The sequence below is a fragment of the Pelorhabdus sp. sgz311002 genome (assembly GCF_056134285.1).
Genome location: NZ_JBWBCL010000016.1, coordinates 1 through 12348, shown reverse-complemented (window position 1 = coordinate 12348; position 12348 = coordinate 1). Strand labels below are relative to the sequence as shown.

Here is a 12348-nt window from a genome sequence, read left to right as displayed (position 1 = left end):
TTGGCTTTTTGTCTTCTAATGCCATAACCTTGCGCTCCTTTTGTAAAACAAAATATCCGCCAAGATTACCTGGCGGATACATGATATTAATATTAAGTTTTTGGGCCGGTCGAGCTAACCTATACATGGCTTACTTTGATGTTTTCCTGCGTTGTCTTTTGATTGGCTTTGCCAGTAAGCAGGACTCTTATATGTCGCCGGCGATTTGGCAACGCGGGAAGGAATCGAACCTTCATAAGCAGAGTCAAAGTCTGCTGCCCTACCATTGAGCGACCGCGCCATGATTGGCGGAAGATATAGGAATTGAACCTATGCAGGTTTTACCCTGGCTTTCGGTTAGCGGCCGAACACATTACCACTCTGTCAATCTTCCATAATAAGGGGAGAAGTTTACCCACGACTTCTCAGGCTAACTGTCCTTTGCAGGATAATGGCTCTTTTAACAGCTTCGCCCTCATGTCATAGTCTTACCCGTCGACCATACGCCTCCTTCTTGTGGCGGCGTAGAAGGATTTGGACCTCCATATATGACATGAAAGATTTTATCGGCGCTTGAGTCCGCCGCGACTTAGTAGAGAATAGCGGGACTTGAACCCGCGCTTGGCCGCTTGTTCTAACAGCCGCCTTCCCAGCTTGGCGATATTCTCATAATATAGACGGTAGGATTTTAACCTACTCCGTATAAGATAGGCGTGTAGCGACGCCTCGTTTTACTTCCTGGTTACTCTATGGGGATCGCTTTCATAGGAATGTATCTTCGCTATAAAGGTAACAGCTCTCGCCAGTCTTTCGACTACTACGACCTCTCGCTATCTCGGTAACCTTATCCGTTACGCACTCTCACCGGAACAGTTCTCTTATACTCGATTCGCGTGTCTCACCACGCCGCGTCGTTTTGGCGGGAAAGCCAGGATTCGAACCTGGGCTGCAAGGCTTTGGAGGCCCGCCGACTACTTATCTTACTTCCCCATATGTAGAAGGAGCCTTGTTTAACTACCCCAAGGCGCGGGCGCTTCCTGTCATATTTAAAGTCTCCCAGGCGGAGAATACTACCTTCTTATAGTACCGGCGCTTTTGTCTAGTGGCCGCGCTAGGAGTATCTTTTACATTGCCCAACAAATAGGAAAACACTCAAACCTATTTACTGTATCTTGCCTCAGTTATGAGGGCTAACAACTTCTGAGTTGCTGTTAGCGGAGCGACAATCCAGTGTAATCACTGGTGAGGGTTTTGGCTTTCGCGCCGTTTGTTAAACCCTCTCATATATAAAGGTCAAAAAGCGGGAATTTTACAACCATTTTTCTAAAACTTTTTTAAATTTATTTTTCCTTCCTTAATATATGTAAAAACAGTATTAAGCTCTTCATAGACTCGCTTAATATATAAATGATCTATACATGTACTAAAAAACACCCTCCTCCGCGAGCTATTTCCCAGATATTTGCAGACAAGGATGTTTTCATATGTTAGATTTTGACGAGAGAGCGAGCGTATACTAGACCGCCGCGTAGCGCCCTAGAAAAGCCCTTTTGGACTGGCAAAACTTACCCCCTCTACCGCAACCTAACATGTACTAAAAAACAGGTAAAACCTCCCTTCATTGCTAGTTTTTGGGTGTTAGATTACTTCCGATAATGTATGCTTATAGGAAGTAATAATTATTATTTGTTACAATTACACGTTATTAGAAACAATTCTAAATTATCTGTTAATTCATGCTAGTAAAACTAATAGGGTTTAGGCCCTCCTATATGGAAATATTTGTCGGCATGGTATAAAAGCGCTTGACTGCTTAGTCATATAGCCCATATTTTCCCATAACCCTGTCATTTCCTCATATTTCCAAAACGCTCAATTATCCCCTTGCTATATAAGTGAGTCTATGACGAACTTATACAAACAATAGCAAGACAAAGACTTCCGCTCTCGTTCGTCTTATGCAAGCATAACACTCTCTCAGCGGCTTGTTATATAGGCGAGTCTATGAAGAGCCTATAGCCATTCCTCGCCGCTCACACTTTACTTCATTAAAGTAATTTACGTTTTCTTAAAAAACTATTGACTTTATACTCTCTAAAAGTTATCATAACATTAACCCTTTCGGCAAAGGAGATATATAACCATGACCCAAAACGCTTTATTAGCAATAAGAGCAAAGGCAGCAGCCTTGCCTTATGGCAGTATCGAGTATATCAAAGCAATGATTAACTATCACCTATTAGCGGTCGATTACTGGCAAGAACGGCAGTACATAACAAAGGGCAGCAGAAAAGGCGAACCTAACCGCAAAGCTGCTATCGAATTGGTAAAAAATAACAGGCTTTTAAAAGAATTTTCGCAGCTTTTAAAGCTAAGAGAATCAAGACCTTAGTCTATTTATTGTAAATAACTGTAAATAAAAAACTATTGACTTTTTGATAACTGTTCTGATAACCTTTAAAACAAGTTCACAGGGGGAACTAAAAAATGGAAAATAAGTCGCGGAATTACACATCTGGCAAAACGATTTGGGTATTATCTAAGCAAGAAACAAACTTTTTCGAAGTCCCTATTCTAGCCGATAACGGCAAGCTGAAGAACGAAGTTGCAGCACGATTGTTGCATATCGCCGCCGCTGACAAGAAAGCCAAATTCTACCTTTTAGGAGAAAATAGGATCTTAAAACCCTGTGACGTTGACACAACTATAAAAACGATTCGGGAGGCTGCAAAATGAACGCTTACAATGCACTATTAACAGAATCTGCAAAAATCGGTTTACCAGTTTCTTACAAGTCGGATCTAACCGAATTTGACCGCAAAATACTACAAGATTACGACGGGCCGTTTTTGTGGCTCGCTCGCGAGTGCGGAACGAATCTCTCTAAATTGCAAGGCCGCACTAAAGAAGAGTTGTTATCCGGTAAGAGCGTTTTTGAATATTACTTTAGCGGTGCGGCTGGTTATAACTGGAAGTGCTATCACTGGGATGGAAAGGCTTTAATCAAGATTAGACCGGAAAAGGCGCTCGAATTGTTTGATCGTGCCGCCGATGCTTCTATCGACTTGCAGGAAAATACAGCAGAAACGCTCTCTTTCCTTGCTGAGTGCCTGAGCAAAAAGCACTTGAAGATCATAGCTGACTTTTTTAAAAACGGGATTCCGTCGTTTTACTCTACTAAGCTATTAAGCCTATCGAAAAAACGGCTCGTCGCTTTATCCGATGCCCTAGCGGCTGCGTATTGGGAAGAGGATAAACGGGAAATTATAGACTCTTACCTATGCTAAAATAACCGAATATTGGCAATTATCAGGCGCTTTTGCGCCTTTTTCTTGTTTTACTATTGACTTTTTGATTACTGATAGTTATTATTAGAGTATCAAATCGGCAAAGGGGATTTTAATAATGGCTATGAATGACCGTCGCTTTTCTATGCTTAAAGCAAGGGCGAAAACTATTATTTTAGAGGCTGACCATAAGGGCCTTAATGAGTATGTTATGCCACCTATCGCTATTGACGAAAAGGAAACTGTACATACTCTGAAAGCTCTTAATTCGAAAGTAAAAATTGCTATCCGGTTTTTAGATTATAATATCCGCGAAAACCTTGTAGACAGTCAAGAAGCGGCTTTAGAAATAAAGATATACTCTCTGCTTGTCGTGTATCTCAAAGAGCGCTTAGAGAGCGTTTATGGAGTTAGAACAGCAGGAAATAAAAACCGTCTTGCGGTCGTAGGTTTATAATTGACAAAGCCCTCCTGTTTGTATATACTTGTATTAACAACACTATACAGAGGAGGGTCTTTATGTTAGAGCAGCAAGACGCGAATATTATGATTCGCGTATCTAAAGACTTAAAAAAAGACTGGCAAGAGTATTGCAAAAAGAACGCTATTAACGGCAGCGAATTTTTGCGTCAAGCGATTTTAAAAAAAATAAAAAACAATTAACCCTATCTTGTCATAAGACGGGCGGTATGATATACTTTATCTTGTGATGAAATAGCAAGATGTTTTTAGAAAAGACCGCGTTCACTAGGCGGTCTTTTCTTTATTTAATTTTGTATTGACATGTATATACAAGTATAGTATTGTATATACAAGATCAAATTACAGAAAGGGGCTGGCCTAGTGAAGAAATATATGTTTTCTATGATTCTCGCGATTATCGCTATCGTAAATATGAGCGCCGCCGTCGCGGGATCTGCTAACGAAAAGAATTTTTATATCGAATACAAAAAGGCCGAACAAGTGGAAGTCGTTAAAGAAATAAACGCCAATTTGAAGGCCCTTGTAAGCAAGTATCAAGCTAAAGGTTACGATATTTCATATCACGAATAGAAAGGACTTGATAAAATGGAAATAAAAGTAAATGTTGAGAAATTAATTTGGGCGACTGTCGAGGCTCTTGATGATTACAACGACTATAGACGGTTTTACAGCAAAAAGAAACACTGGCAAATGAACGAAGAAGAGCAACGTCGCGGGAAGTTTCTGGATAAAGCGCAAGAGAAGAGCGATAAGGCTATTAGTACGGTTTGCGAGATAACTGGTATTGATAGCAAGAAACTTTACACTATAGCAAAGAAAATAGTAAAATGGCATGAGAATTGCGATTGGGAACTATGCTTTCCTTTCGCTAAACACGAAAAGCAAATTCTTGAATACTTAGAGACAAAATAGCGGCCTTCGGGCCGTTTATTTTTTGTATTGAAATGTATTTATTTGTATTGACATGTCAATACAAAAGTCTTATAATAAACTTAATCAATCAAATAAAGGAGTTGAGAGCATGAACAAAGTTAAGGGAGTTATCGGTTTTAAAAAAGCTTTACCTAGCAGCGCAAAGAAAGGAGTTATAAGCGGCTATGTCGCTCTGTTCTTCCCTACTGGCGAAATTGTACAATCACTAGATAACGAGGCAACTCACGGCGATTTGATCAAGGCTTATTTGTCTAATTACAACAGAATCCTTTCTAGCGGCGAAACCGTGTCCGATAGACTAGGGATATAGGAGGAAATAAAATGACCAAAAGAGAGTTTGAATTTTTAGCCGAACAACTAGAGCAAGCGGCGGAAATATTTGGCTATTACGTAGAAGAAGACCGTCGTTGTAAAGATTACAGCGCAAAAGAAAGCAGGATACGGGCAGAGGTTGCAATGTCAACAACTTTTGATATTGCGAAGGATCTTGGCCTAGAAAATGTCTATAAAATAAAAGAGGCAGGTGTTAAAAAGGGAAAAGAAAAATTTGCGTCAATACACGATAAATAAAGGCAGGGGTTTCCTGCCTTCCCGTCCTTGCTAAAGCAAGCCGATGAGTCTTTGAAAATTAAGACGAAACGGGGAATTATTACGTTTTCTTAAAAAGAATATTGACTTTTTACTCTCTAACTGTTAGTATAATAATCAAGATAGCTTTCGGCAAAGGAGCGATTTTATGTATTTTAAAAATGTTAACTCTATTGATGATCTGAAAAAGCAATACCGGAAACTGGCTTTTGCGAATCATCCTGATAAAGGCGGCAGCGTCGAAACAATGGCTGCTATCAACGCCGAATATGAAACTTTGTTTAAAAAGCTGCAAGAAGGCAGCGACGATAAAAAACTGAATCTTGACGATGGATTCCGCGAAGTTATTAACGTTCTTATCAACCTTGAAGGTATTGAACTTGAGGTTTGCGGTAATTGGTTATGGATCAGCGGAGACACCTTCCCCCATAAGGTTGTTTTAAAGGCTTTAGGTTGTCTCTGGGCCAGCAAAAAGAAGCTTTGGTATTGGCGACCTGAAGAGTTTGCTTGTGGCAATAATAGAAGAACTAAAACTATGGACGAGATCCGCGAAAAGTACGGCAGCAAGAAAGTGAACTTCTGGGCTGGCCCTCTAGGAATTTCCCCTGCCTAGCTTGCAATTCGTATTATTCCGATTTAGAATAAAATCAAAAAGGAGAGAATAAAAATGAAAAAAGTAACCCTTTCTATTTATCAAATTAATGAATTGTCAAAAGAGGTCAAGGCTGCCGCTATTAATAAAGCTCGTTATTCTCTTATCATGCCTGACTTGACCGACGAAGAAAATTCGCTGGGCGTTTTCTGTGACATATTCCCTATCGAAGTTAAAGCTCATGACGTTGAAAATAATTGGATAAATTACCGCTTTACTGGCGAATTTAATCCTTCGGGACAGCGGCTTGCAACTTACATTTACAATAACTATTTTGCCCGGATTACAAAAGGGAAATACTTCTCAAAAAGCTACTACGAAGGCGAAAAGTTTATTGTTAAAGCCCGTCATTCTAATGTTATGGTCGACAAAGACTGCTCTTTAACCGGTTACTATATCGACGACGACCTTCTGCAACCTATCTTTGAGTTTCTTAAAAAGCCCTATGACACGACTTTTTCTAAGCTTCTAGGCAATTGCATTAACAGCTGGAAAAAAGCCGCTAAAGACCGATTTGACGATATGCTAACCGATGAATACATAGAAGACTATTTGAACGCGAACGAATACTATTTTTACAGTGACGGGCGATTTGCTGCCTTCCCCGAAGAGGTTTTCCCTGGAGCTAAATTTGAGGAGGTGGCTGGATAATGGAAAAGATTGAAAAAGACGACGGCTTGTTTGATATTTTTGGCCTGACACCTGAAGAAGTTCGGCTTGTTGAAGATGCTTTAGAAGGAAATTTAAAGCGTGTTTGCTATCAGCGCTGCGAACATTGCGGAGAATATTTCGACTCAATAAATGGTGAAACTTTATGCTCTATTTGTTACGAAGATCTTGAAAGAGAGGTGCTAGAATGAAAAAGCCTTTTGCAGCGAATCAGCAAGTCTTTGACTCTCTTATTAAAACCCACTTGCCGCAAGACGCGACACTAACCGGCTGCGAGTTTGTAAACGGTCACGGCGGCAGCTTATGTATTAAGATCACTTATACTGTTTCGGACGAATACGCAAAGGAAAATGAGCTTTGGTATAAAACACGCGCTTTATTTATCCGCCTAATACAAGGAGAACAGGACGAAGGCCTAGCAATTTCTAGCTGCGCGGAAACAATTTCTACGACAAATATCCTTTTCCGAAAAGAAAAAGTATCAGGCGAGACAATAGCCTTTTTCCCTGAATACTGGAGTAAAGAAAAAACGAGTGTTTCCATATTTTGTATAAAGGAAGGCCACGGAACAGGCACTCTTGGTTATTTGGAATATATGACCGCTGCCGCAAGTGAAAAGGAAATAACCCCTATTAAAGCAGCACTAGGCGCGGCAGGTTATTCGAATATTGTCCCTATCAAATCTATCGAAGACTATAAAAAAATGCTGGAGGCGGCGAAATGAAAACCTTATTGCAAATTATGTTTGTTGTTACTCTCCTTGTTCAGACCCAATTCGTGCAGGAAGGCCGTATTTATTGCGATTACGTCCTAAACGATCAGCAATATAAAGGCGTCGCGTATGAGGACATGCTTGACGCTTTAAACACCGCGCTAGAAATTGACGCAAACAAGAAATTGACGCAAGGAGGCGCGAAGCAATGACTTATAGACTGTATAACAAAGACGGATCTGTACTAATTGAATCCGGTGCTTGTAACGATTTGAAGGACTTAAAAAGAATTATGAGCCATTTAAAGGTGAATTTTGTTAAAAGCCCAGTTTTCCCTAATCATATTGAATGTTTCTTAAATATCTAAAACTTAGGAGGAGCGACCGATGCTAAAAATATACAGTAATGGCTCTGGATTTAATGACAATAAAAAGCCGTGGTTTTATACCGGCCCTAGTACAATAGATGAGCTTTTTCGAGTTCTACAAAACTACCCTCTTGATAAGACTTTTGAAAAATATGGGAATTTTGTAATAAACCCCGTTGTACTAAAAAATGGGACGGTTTTGCCCAAAGAAATAGTAAGATTTTTCGGGAATTTTAAAACTTACTCACATGTTTTTTGTATAGAAACAGACGAACCGGAAATGATTGAAAAATTAACTCAGGCAATCAGAGAAAATCAAGTAAGAGAAGATTATGTGAATCAGGAGGCTACAAGATGAAAAACGAAAATTTTGAGCAATGGAAAAAAGAAGCTGAAGCAAAACAGGCTGAAGCAGACCGGAAAGCTGCTGCTCTTGTAGAAATAGAATCAGGACTTGTTGAAACGAATTACTTTTACAGCATATATAAGGCCAGCTGCGAAGAAGAGGCTCGCCTAGAGGCTTTAGAGCGCGAATATGAGCAAAAACGCCGCGCTGCTCAAGCCGCAAGGGAAAAGGAAAATGCTAAAAAGGTTTATTACTCGAACTTTTTAAAACGGACAGAACCTGCAAAATTTATCTGGACCGACGAAACAGAACACCAAAAGGGGTATAATTACTGTAACTATGATAAAAAGAAAAGTAATTGCTTTAGACTACAATCTCCTGTTTACCATTTTTATATTTATATTCTTGAAAGAAGGGATCTTAAAAAATATAGATACGAAATTCATCTAAGCGGCGATTTTGTCCCGATGGACCGAAACCGGCAACAATATAATTATTTAGCGGATAAATACGAACCTATTTTGACCGATGCCAAAAGAGACAGCAGTTCGCTCGTTATTAAGTTTACGAACTTAGAGGCAGCGGAAAAGCGGCTGTACGAAATTAAAGATCTTATTTACAAAGACCACAAACAAGAATTATTATTCCTAGAGAATCTTGTTAAACAAGCGCTTGCCGCCCGTGAACAACTAGGCGACCTCTATAAGGAGGCGTATTAAAAAATGGTTAGTTCTTCTAATTTTGTAGCTATATTCCTAACCCTATTATTTTTACTACCAAAGAGATAAGCCGCCTTTCGGGCGGCTTTATTTTTGTAAGAAAATATTATTTTTGTTTGCAATAACTCCCCAAAGTGGTATAATTATCTATAGGAGGTGAAACCCATTGAATCTAAGCGATTTAGGAGTTGTTTTATCGCTTATCATTCAGATTGTACAGTTAATAATAAGCCTTTACGAACTGTATAAGAATGATAAAAGGCCCGACCGATGCAAGCGGTCAAGGCCCAAGAGGTAAAACCCAGGAGGGCGAAAGCCCTCCACCTAAGTCAATTATAACCGAAACAATGGGAAATATGCAAACTAATATTTTGTCTATTTTGGCTTTCGTTTTGTTCTGTTTTACTTTGGATTTTAAGAGTCTTCAGCCTTTGCAGATAGCTCTATTATTTGTTTTTGTGGTTAACATTATTCTTTTATTTTATAAAGTTTGGAGGCGGAGAAAATAGCACGACCAAAAAAAGGAGAATCTTGGGAGACGCTAGGAACTAGGATTCGACCGGAAACAAGCGATATTTTGAATAGATATATCTCTTTAACAGGCCAATCGAAACAGGAAGTCGTTGACGCGGCAATACTAAACTATACGAAAGAGAGAGTTTGCAAAATGGCAAAAACTTTTGACAAAGAAGTAGCCGAAAAAATGGCGAGCCAGAAAGAGCTTGTTAAAAAATGGAATATCGAAGAAATTTTAAGTAAACTAAAGGTTTCTAGTATCCCTGAAGGAATCAAGCTTTTGAAAGAAAGAATTTCGGGAAACAAGTATCACTTTCCTTTACACTGGACAGGCCGCCCTTGCCTTTATTACCAAAACGAAGACGGCAATATTCTGGTAACGCTAGATAAAAATGACGACAACAAAAGACGCCCTGACCGCTACTATTATGACTTTAAGGGCGAGAACGAGGAACTGCGTGTTTTATTCGAGGTCGCTGGCGAACTTTCTGCGTATGAAAAGCTAGAATTCAAGGAGGACGAAAATCATGAAAGCTTATAAAATCTTTAGAGGCACCGGTTTAGTATTCCATTTTCACAAACTTGTCGACGAGATCTGCGAAGAGATTGAAATTCAACTCCCCGAAGGAGCTAAGGAAATTTATATTGACGGCATTTTACCAGCCGTAAGAATGGCAAGCGGCGAAGTTGTCGAAACGCTTGCAAACGTAAACGGGCAGCCAGCTCTTAGATTACACGGAAGAAACTGTATTGTAAAAATAGTATGAGTGCAGAGTGGACAGGCCTAGAGGCCTGTTTAACGCGGGAACTGTCAAAGAAATATTGACAGTTGCGGTCACAACTCCCGCAAATAAGGAGGGTTTACTATGACAAAAGGAAGAGAAGTTAAAGACGCTATAATCAAGCGGATTATGAGCGTAGCAAACGAGAAAGGAGAGCTTTTTGTAGTTATTCAGGATAACGCTTTTAAAGGGATTAATGACGCGATATGGTCCACCGACGCGAGTATTAGCTCTATAAAGTCAGCTGGCGGCAAAATGCTTATCTTTAAATGCTATGAGCTTAAAAAGAGTATGTTCCCTGTTATCGATCAGCTTATGACGTACACTCACAAAGAAGCCTTTTTCAGCTATGAAGAAATTGCCGATTTTTGCATAAAAGAATGGGACTTGTAATCTGCACTTCCTTCGTGTAAAATAGAAACGTAACCGATACATAAGATGTATTGAAATCAAAATTTGGCTTTTACAGAAAATCTACCGGATAACCGACACGCTAGGCGTATTGAAACTGTTACATTATTTTAAACATATCAAACCGAAAAACTGATACACAAGGTGTATTGAAACTGTTGCATTGTTTTTTGTATATCAAAACTTAATAACCGACACGCGAGGCGTACAGGGAGTTCGAAAGAACTCTTTTTTATTTGTCTATATGCCCTTACAGCAGCTTTAAACGATGCAGCCTATAGGTTTATACTAGCTCGTTATATTTCGCCGCTTACAGGCGATTCTCGCGCGTCTCAGACCTATTCTTGCCTTGCTTATTGTTATAATTTTCTGAATATTAAGTATCTGAATTTTCAGTTTTTTACTTTTTTCGAGGTTTTCGGTTTTCGTTCTTCCCTATACTTTCGTTTTTTGCCCTATTGGCATGGTAGGGCCTTTAAAATTTGCGGGGCGGTCGGGCGATCAGAATTTGAAAATCAAGGCATGGTAGGGGCTTTTAAAAACCCTGGGAGATCCGGACGCGAAAAATTACAAAACTAGCTTTAGTCAACGATATATTAAGTAGTATGAAAAGAGCGCCGATAACCGGCGCTTTTATTGTGTCGAGACTAGACGCAGCATGTCTAGCACCTCTTTATTCTGCTTCAGCCTGGCGTAAACGCGACTGAATATTTCGGGCTCTTTCTTCAACTCCTCAAAAACAATCTTGAGGAAAACGTCTTGATTCTCTTTATTAAGGATTCGAGACTGGTATTCTGTGATCTGTTTTAAAAGAGATTCTTTGCGCTTGACAAGTTTGTCCATTGTTTCCATAACCTTGAGAGCATACATACCTGTCTCTGGGTCGTTAGCACTAATAGAAGACAGTGTTCCTTGCAGATCAGAAATAGCATCGTCAACCATAGACAACAAAGCCTTATATCCTTCGTAAGTATTAACCATTGGACTAATAATAGCGTTCATCTTTCTGTGATCGGCAGCCTCTATATCCTTTGCCTCTTCCCAGCGCTTAATCGTCATTTCGTTAATTGGTTCCTGGTCTTCTTCCAGGTACTTCTCATTGATAATATCGGCTGTTTTCTTTCGGCTAGTTACTTTCCTAAGACGAATTATCTCATCCCCAAGGCCGTATTTGTCGATCTTAGATTGTGTATCGTTCAACTTATCACCTACTTTATTTTTGTTTAATAAAACTATTTTCAATCCATAGGGTTTTCGCTTTTGGATAAAGCATTTTTATTTGGAAACCTGAGGCAAATCTATTTTGGATTGGAAAACTTTTCCCTTTTGGATTTCCTTTTTCTTTTTATACTATTGACTTTTTGCTCTCTGTTTGATATTATCTTTCCCAGGGAGGATTGCCCATGATAGACCTATTTTTGCGATATATCAAGAACAACAAAAGCAAGTCAACACATTACGGACATGAGAGATCAATGAAAAAATGGTTCCCTAATAACGAAGAGTTAACATATGATTACGTTATAGAAAAACTCTCGCTTTGGGAAAAACAAGGGTTGTCCGCAAACTACATAAAGAAGCTTGGCGGCGTCCTCGTCGCCTACATCAACTTTTGTGCGTTAGAAGGTTTCCCTATTAAAAATGGAGGGAAAATCATCCTTACTATTCGAAGCCTCCGTTGTGAAGAATCCGAACGAAAAATCGTTACGGACGAGGAAATTAAAAGCCTTCTCGCCCATTGCAAAAACGTTAAGTACAAGCTTATAATTAGGCTGCTTTACTATTGCGGCCTAAAAACTACAGAGGTCGTAGCCCTCAATATAAAAGACATAAACAAAAACTATGTCACTATTCATGACGAAGACAAGACTCGAATGATTCCTATTACAGGCCAAATATATGAA

Annotated in this window: 21 protein-coding genes and 4 tRNA genes; 20 read left to right on the top strand and 5 right to left on the bottom strand. The window is 39.4% G+C overall.

The annotated features are described in order from the left end of the window. Positions 1-206: 206 nt before the first annotated feature. From AC0NJP_RS17150 to AC0NJP_RS17135, 4 genes are all read right to left on the bottom strand, one after another. Positions 207-280 (bottom strand) — tRNA-Gln (locus AC0NJP_RS17150). Positions 281-285: 5 nt separating this feature from the next. Continuing rightward, positions 286-373, bottom strand: a tRNA-Ser gene (locus AC0NJP_RS17145). Between the two features lie 200 nt (positions 374-573). Then, positions 574-647: transfer RNA gene (locus tag AC0NJP_RS17140), tRNA-Ser, on the bottom strand. Positions 648-896: 249 nt separating this feature from the next. After that, a tRNA-Trp gene (locus AC0NJP_RS17135) sits at positions 897-969 on the bottom strand. Between the two features lie 1153 nt (positions 970-2122). Between AC0NJP_RS17135 and AC0NJP_RS17130 the strand changes: the two genes are divergently transcribed. The 19 genes from AC0NJP_RS17130 (at position 2123) to AC0NJP_RS17040 (ending at position 10426) form a co-directional block, all read left to right on the top strand. Beyond that, positions 2123-2371, top strand: a complete 249-nt coding sequence (locus AC0NJP_RS17130) for a large conductance mechanosensitive channel protein MscL (protein ID WP_474700553.1) — start codon at positions 2123-2125, stop codon at positions 2369-2371. Positions 2372-2466: 95 nt separating this feature from the next. Beyond that, the gene (locus AC0NJP_RS17125) at positions 2467-2715 is read left to right on the top strand and encodes a hypothetical protein (protein WP_474700552.1); all 249 of its coding nucleotides are present in this window, start codon (positions 2467-2469) and stop codon (positions 2713-2715) included. Beyond that, positions 2712-3266, top strand: coding sequence for a hypothetical protein (locus AC0NJP_RS17120; RefSeq protein WP_474700551.1), 555 nt, complete (start codon positions 2712-2714; stop codon positions 3264-3266). The genes AC0NJP_RS17125 and AC0NJP_RS17120 overlap by 4 nt, the downstream gene beginning before the upstream one ends. Positions 3267-3384: 118 nt before the next feature. Further along, positions 3385-3723 (top strand): hypothetical protein, encoded by a 339-nt coding sequence (locus AC0NJP_RS17115; RefSeq protein ID WP_474700550.1) that lies wholly within the window; start codon positions 3385-3387, stop codon positions 3721-3723. Between the two features lie 62 nt (positions 3724-3785). Next, positions 3786-3929: a hypothetical protein gene (locus AC0NJP_RS17110; protein ID WP_474700549.1), complete on the top strand. Its 144-nt coding sequence runs from the start codon at positions 3786-3788 to the stop codon at positions 3927-3929. A gap of 180 nt (positions 3930-4109) precedes the next feature. Beyond that, positions 4110-4319 (top strand): hypothetical protein, encoded by a 210-nt coding sequence (locus tag AC0NJP_RS17105; protein ID WP_474700548.1) that lies wholly within the window; start codon positions 4110-4112, stop codon positions 4317-4319. Positions 4320-4334: 15 nt separating this feature from the next. Then, positions 4335-4661 (top strand): hypothetical protein, encoded by a 327-nt coding sequence (locus AC0NJP_RS17100; protein WP_474700547.1) that lies wholly within the window; start codon positions 4335-4337, stop codon positions 4659-4661. A gap of 109 nt (positions 4662-4770) precedes the next feature. Continuing rightward, positions 4771-4992: a hypothetical protein gene (locus tag AC0NJP_RS17095; protein WP_474700546.1), complete on the top strand. Its 222-nt coding sequence runs from the start codon at positions 4771-4773 to the stop codon at positions 4990-4992. A gap of 11 nt (positions 4993-5003) precedes the next feature. Further along, on the top strand, positions 5004-5252 hold the full coding sequence (locus AC0NJP_RS17090; protein WP_474700545.1) for a hypothetical protein: 249 nt from the start codon (positions 5004-5006) through the stop codon (positions 5250-5252). Positions 5253-5418: 166 nt separating this feature from the next. After that, positions 5419-5883, top strand: coding sequence for a molecular chaperone DnaJ (locus AC0NJP_RS17085; RefSeq protein ID WP_474700544.1), 465 nt, complete (start codon positions 5419-5421; stop codon positions 5881-5883). Between the two features lie 54 nt (positions 5884-5937). Continuing rightward, a complete protein-coding gene (locus AC0NJP_RS17080; RefSeq protein WP_474700543.1) occupies positions 5938-6573 on the top strand; it encodes a hypothetical protein in 636 nt (211 codons plus the stop codon). Beyond that, complete coding sequence (locus AC0NJP_RS17075; RefSeq protein WP_474700542.1) at positions 6573-6782, top strand: hypothetical protein; 210 nt, start codon at positions 6573-6575, stop codon at positions 6780-6782. Before AC0NJP_RS17080 ends, AC0NJP_RS17075 begins: the two co-directional genes overlap by 1 nt. After that, the gene (locus AC0NJP_RS17070; RefSeq protein ID WP_474700541.1) at positions 6779-7315 is read left to right on the top strand and encodes a ubiquitin family protein; all 537 of its coding nucleotides are present in this window, start codon (positions 6779-6781) and stop codon (positions 7313-7315) included. The genes AC0NJP_RS17075 and AC0NJP_RS17070 overlap by 4 nt, the downstream gene beginning before the upstream one ends. After that, the gene (locus AC0NJP_RS17065) at positions 7312-7515 is read left to right on the top strand and encodes a hypothetical protein (RefSeq protein ID WP_474700540.1); all 204 of its coding nucleotides are present in this window, start codon (positions 7312-7314) and stop codon (positions 7513-7515) included. Before AC0NJP_RS17070 ends, AC0NJP_RS17065 begins: the two co-directional genes overlap by 4 nt. A gap of 174 nt (positions 7516-7689) precedes the next feature. Then, positions 7690-8028: a hypothetical protein gene (locus tag AC0NJP_RS17060; protein ID WP_474700539.1), complete on the top strand. Its 339-nt coding sequence runs from the start codon at positions 7690-7692 to the stop codon at positions 8026-8028. Continuing rightward, positions 8025-8735 carry a hypothetical protein gene (locus AC0NJP_RS17055; protein ID WP_474700538.1) on the top strand — a complete coding sequence of 237 codons (711 nt, stop codon included), beginning with the start codon at positions 8025-8027 and terminating at the stop codon, positions 8733-8735. The genes AC0NJP_RS17060 and AC0NJP_RS17055 overlap by 4 nt, the downstream gene beginning before the upstream one ends. Positions 8736-9402: 667 nt before the next feature. Further along, positions 9403-9792 (top strand): hypothetical protein, encoded by a 390-nt coding sequence (locus tag AC0NJP_RS17050; protein ID WP_474700537.1) that lies wholly within the window; start codon positions 9403-9405, stop codon positions 9790-9792. After that, a complete protein-coding gene (locus tag AC0NJP_RS17045) occupies positions 9779-10018 on the top strand; it encodes a hypothetical protein (RefSeq protein ID WP_474700536.1) in 240 nt (79 codons plus the stop codon). Before AC0NJP_RS17050 ends, AC0NJP_RS17045 begins: the two co-directional genes overlap by 14 nt. A 99-nt stretch (positions 10019-10117) precedes the next feature. After that, positions 10118-10426 (top strand): hypothetical protein, encoded by a 309-nt coding sequence (locus tag AC0NJP_RS17040; RefSeq protein ID WP_474700535.1) that lies wholly within the window; start codon positions 10118-10120, stop codon positions 10424-10426. Between the two features lie 651 nt (positions 10427-11077). Here the strand turns inward: AC0NJP_RS17040 and AC0NJP_RS17035 are convergent. Next, positions 11078-11644 (bottom strand): hypothetical protein, encoded by a 567-nt coding sequence (locus AC0NJP_RS17035; RefSeq protein WP_474700534.1) that lies wholly within the window; start codon positions 11642-11644, stop codon positions 11078-11080. A 203-nt stretch (positions 11645-11847) separates the two neighbouring features. Between AC0NJP_RS17035 and AC0NJP_RS17030 the strand changes: the two genes are divergently transcribed. Next, on the top strand, positions 11848-12348 hold a 501-nt coding region (locus AC0NJP_RS17030; RefSeq protein WP_474700533.1), incomplete at its 3' end, for a tyrosine-type recombinase/integrase.

What these genes read in the sequence shown, in the direction of transcription:
- AC0NJP_RS17095 (WP_474700546.1), top strand. Translation starts at nt 4,771, where the DNA reads ATGAACAAAGTTAAGGGAGTTATCGGTTTTAAAAAAGCTTTACCTAGC.
- AC0NJP_RS17080 (WP_474700543.1), top strand. Translation starts at nt 5,938, where the DNA reads ATGAAAAAAGTAACCCTTTCTATTTATCAAATTAATGAATTGTCAAAA.
- AC0NJP_RS17045 (WP_474700536.1), top strand. Translation starts at nt 9,779, where the DNA reads ATGAAAGCTTATAAAATCTTTAGAGGCACCGGTTTAGTATTCCATTTT.
- AC0NJP_RS17120 (WP_474700551.1), top strand. Translation starts at nt 2,712, where the DNA reads ATGAACGCTTACAATGCACTATTAACAGAATCTGCAAAAATCGGTTTA.
- AC0NJP_RS17065 (WP_474700540.1), top strand. Translation starts at nt 7,312, where the DNA reads ATGAAAACCTTATTGCAAATTATGTTTGTTGTTACTCTCCTTGTTCAG.
- AC0NJP_RS17085 (WP_474700544.1), top strand. Translation starts at nt 5,419, where the DNA reads ATGTATTTTAAAAATGTTAACTCTATTGATGATCTGAAAAAGCAATAC.
- AC0NJP_RS17115 (WP_474700550.1), top strand. Translation starts at nt 3,385, where the DNA reads ATGGCTATGAATGACCGTCGCTTTTCTATGCTTAAAGCAAGGGCGAAA.
- AC0NJP_RS17040 (WP_474700535.1), top strand. Translation starts at nt 10,118, where the DNA reads ATGACAAAAGGAAGAGAAGTTAAAGACGCTATAATCAAGCGGATTATG.
- AC0NJP_RS17055 (WP_474700538.1), top strand. Translation starts at nt 8,025, where the DNA reads ATGAAAAACGAAAATTTTGAGCAATGGAAAAAAGAAGCTGAAGCAAAA.
- AC0NJP_RS17075 (WP_474700542.1), top strand. Translation starts at nt 6,573, where the DNA reads ATGGAAAAGATTGAAAAAGACGACGGCTTGTTTGATATTTTTGGCCTG.
- AC0NJP_RS17130 (WP_474700553.1), top strand. Translation starts at nt 2,123, where the DNA reads ATGACCCAAAACGCTTTATTAGCAATAAGAGCAAAGGCAGCAGCCTTG.
- AC0NJP_RS17070 (WP_474700541.1), top strand. Translation starts at nt 6,779, where the DNA reads ATGAAAAAGCCTTTTGCAGCGAATCAGCAAGTCTTTGACTCTCTTATT.
- AC0NJP_RS17090 (WP_474700545.1), top strand. Translation starts at nt 5,004, where the DNA reads ATGACCAAAAGAGAGTTTGAATTTTTAGCCGAACAACTAGAGCAAGCG.
- AC0NJP_RS17110 (WP_474700549.1), top strand. Translation starts at nt 3,786, where the DNA reads ATGTTAGAGCAGCAAGACGCGAATATTATGATTCGCGTATCTAAAGAC.
- AC0NJP_RS17050 (WP_474700537.1), top strand. Translation starts at nt 9,403, where the DNA reads ATGGCAAAAACTTTTGACAAAGAAGTAGCCGAAAAAATGGCGAGCCAG.
- AC0NJP_RS17125 (WP_474700552.1), top strand. Translation starts at nt 2,467, where the DNA reads ATGGAAAATAAGTCGCGGAATTACACATCTGGCAAAACGATTTGGGTA.
- AC0NJP_RS17100 (WP_474700547.1), top strand. Translation starts at nt 4,335, where the DNA reads ATGGAAATAAAAGTAAATGTTGAGAAATTAATTTGGGCGACTGTCGAG.
- AC0NJP_RS17060 (WP_474700539.1), top strand. Translation starts at nt 7,690, where the DNA reads ATGCTAAAAATATACAGTAATGGCTCTGGATTTAATGACAATAAAAAG.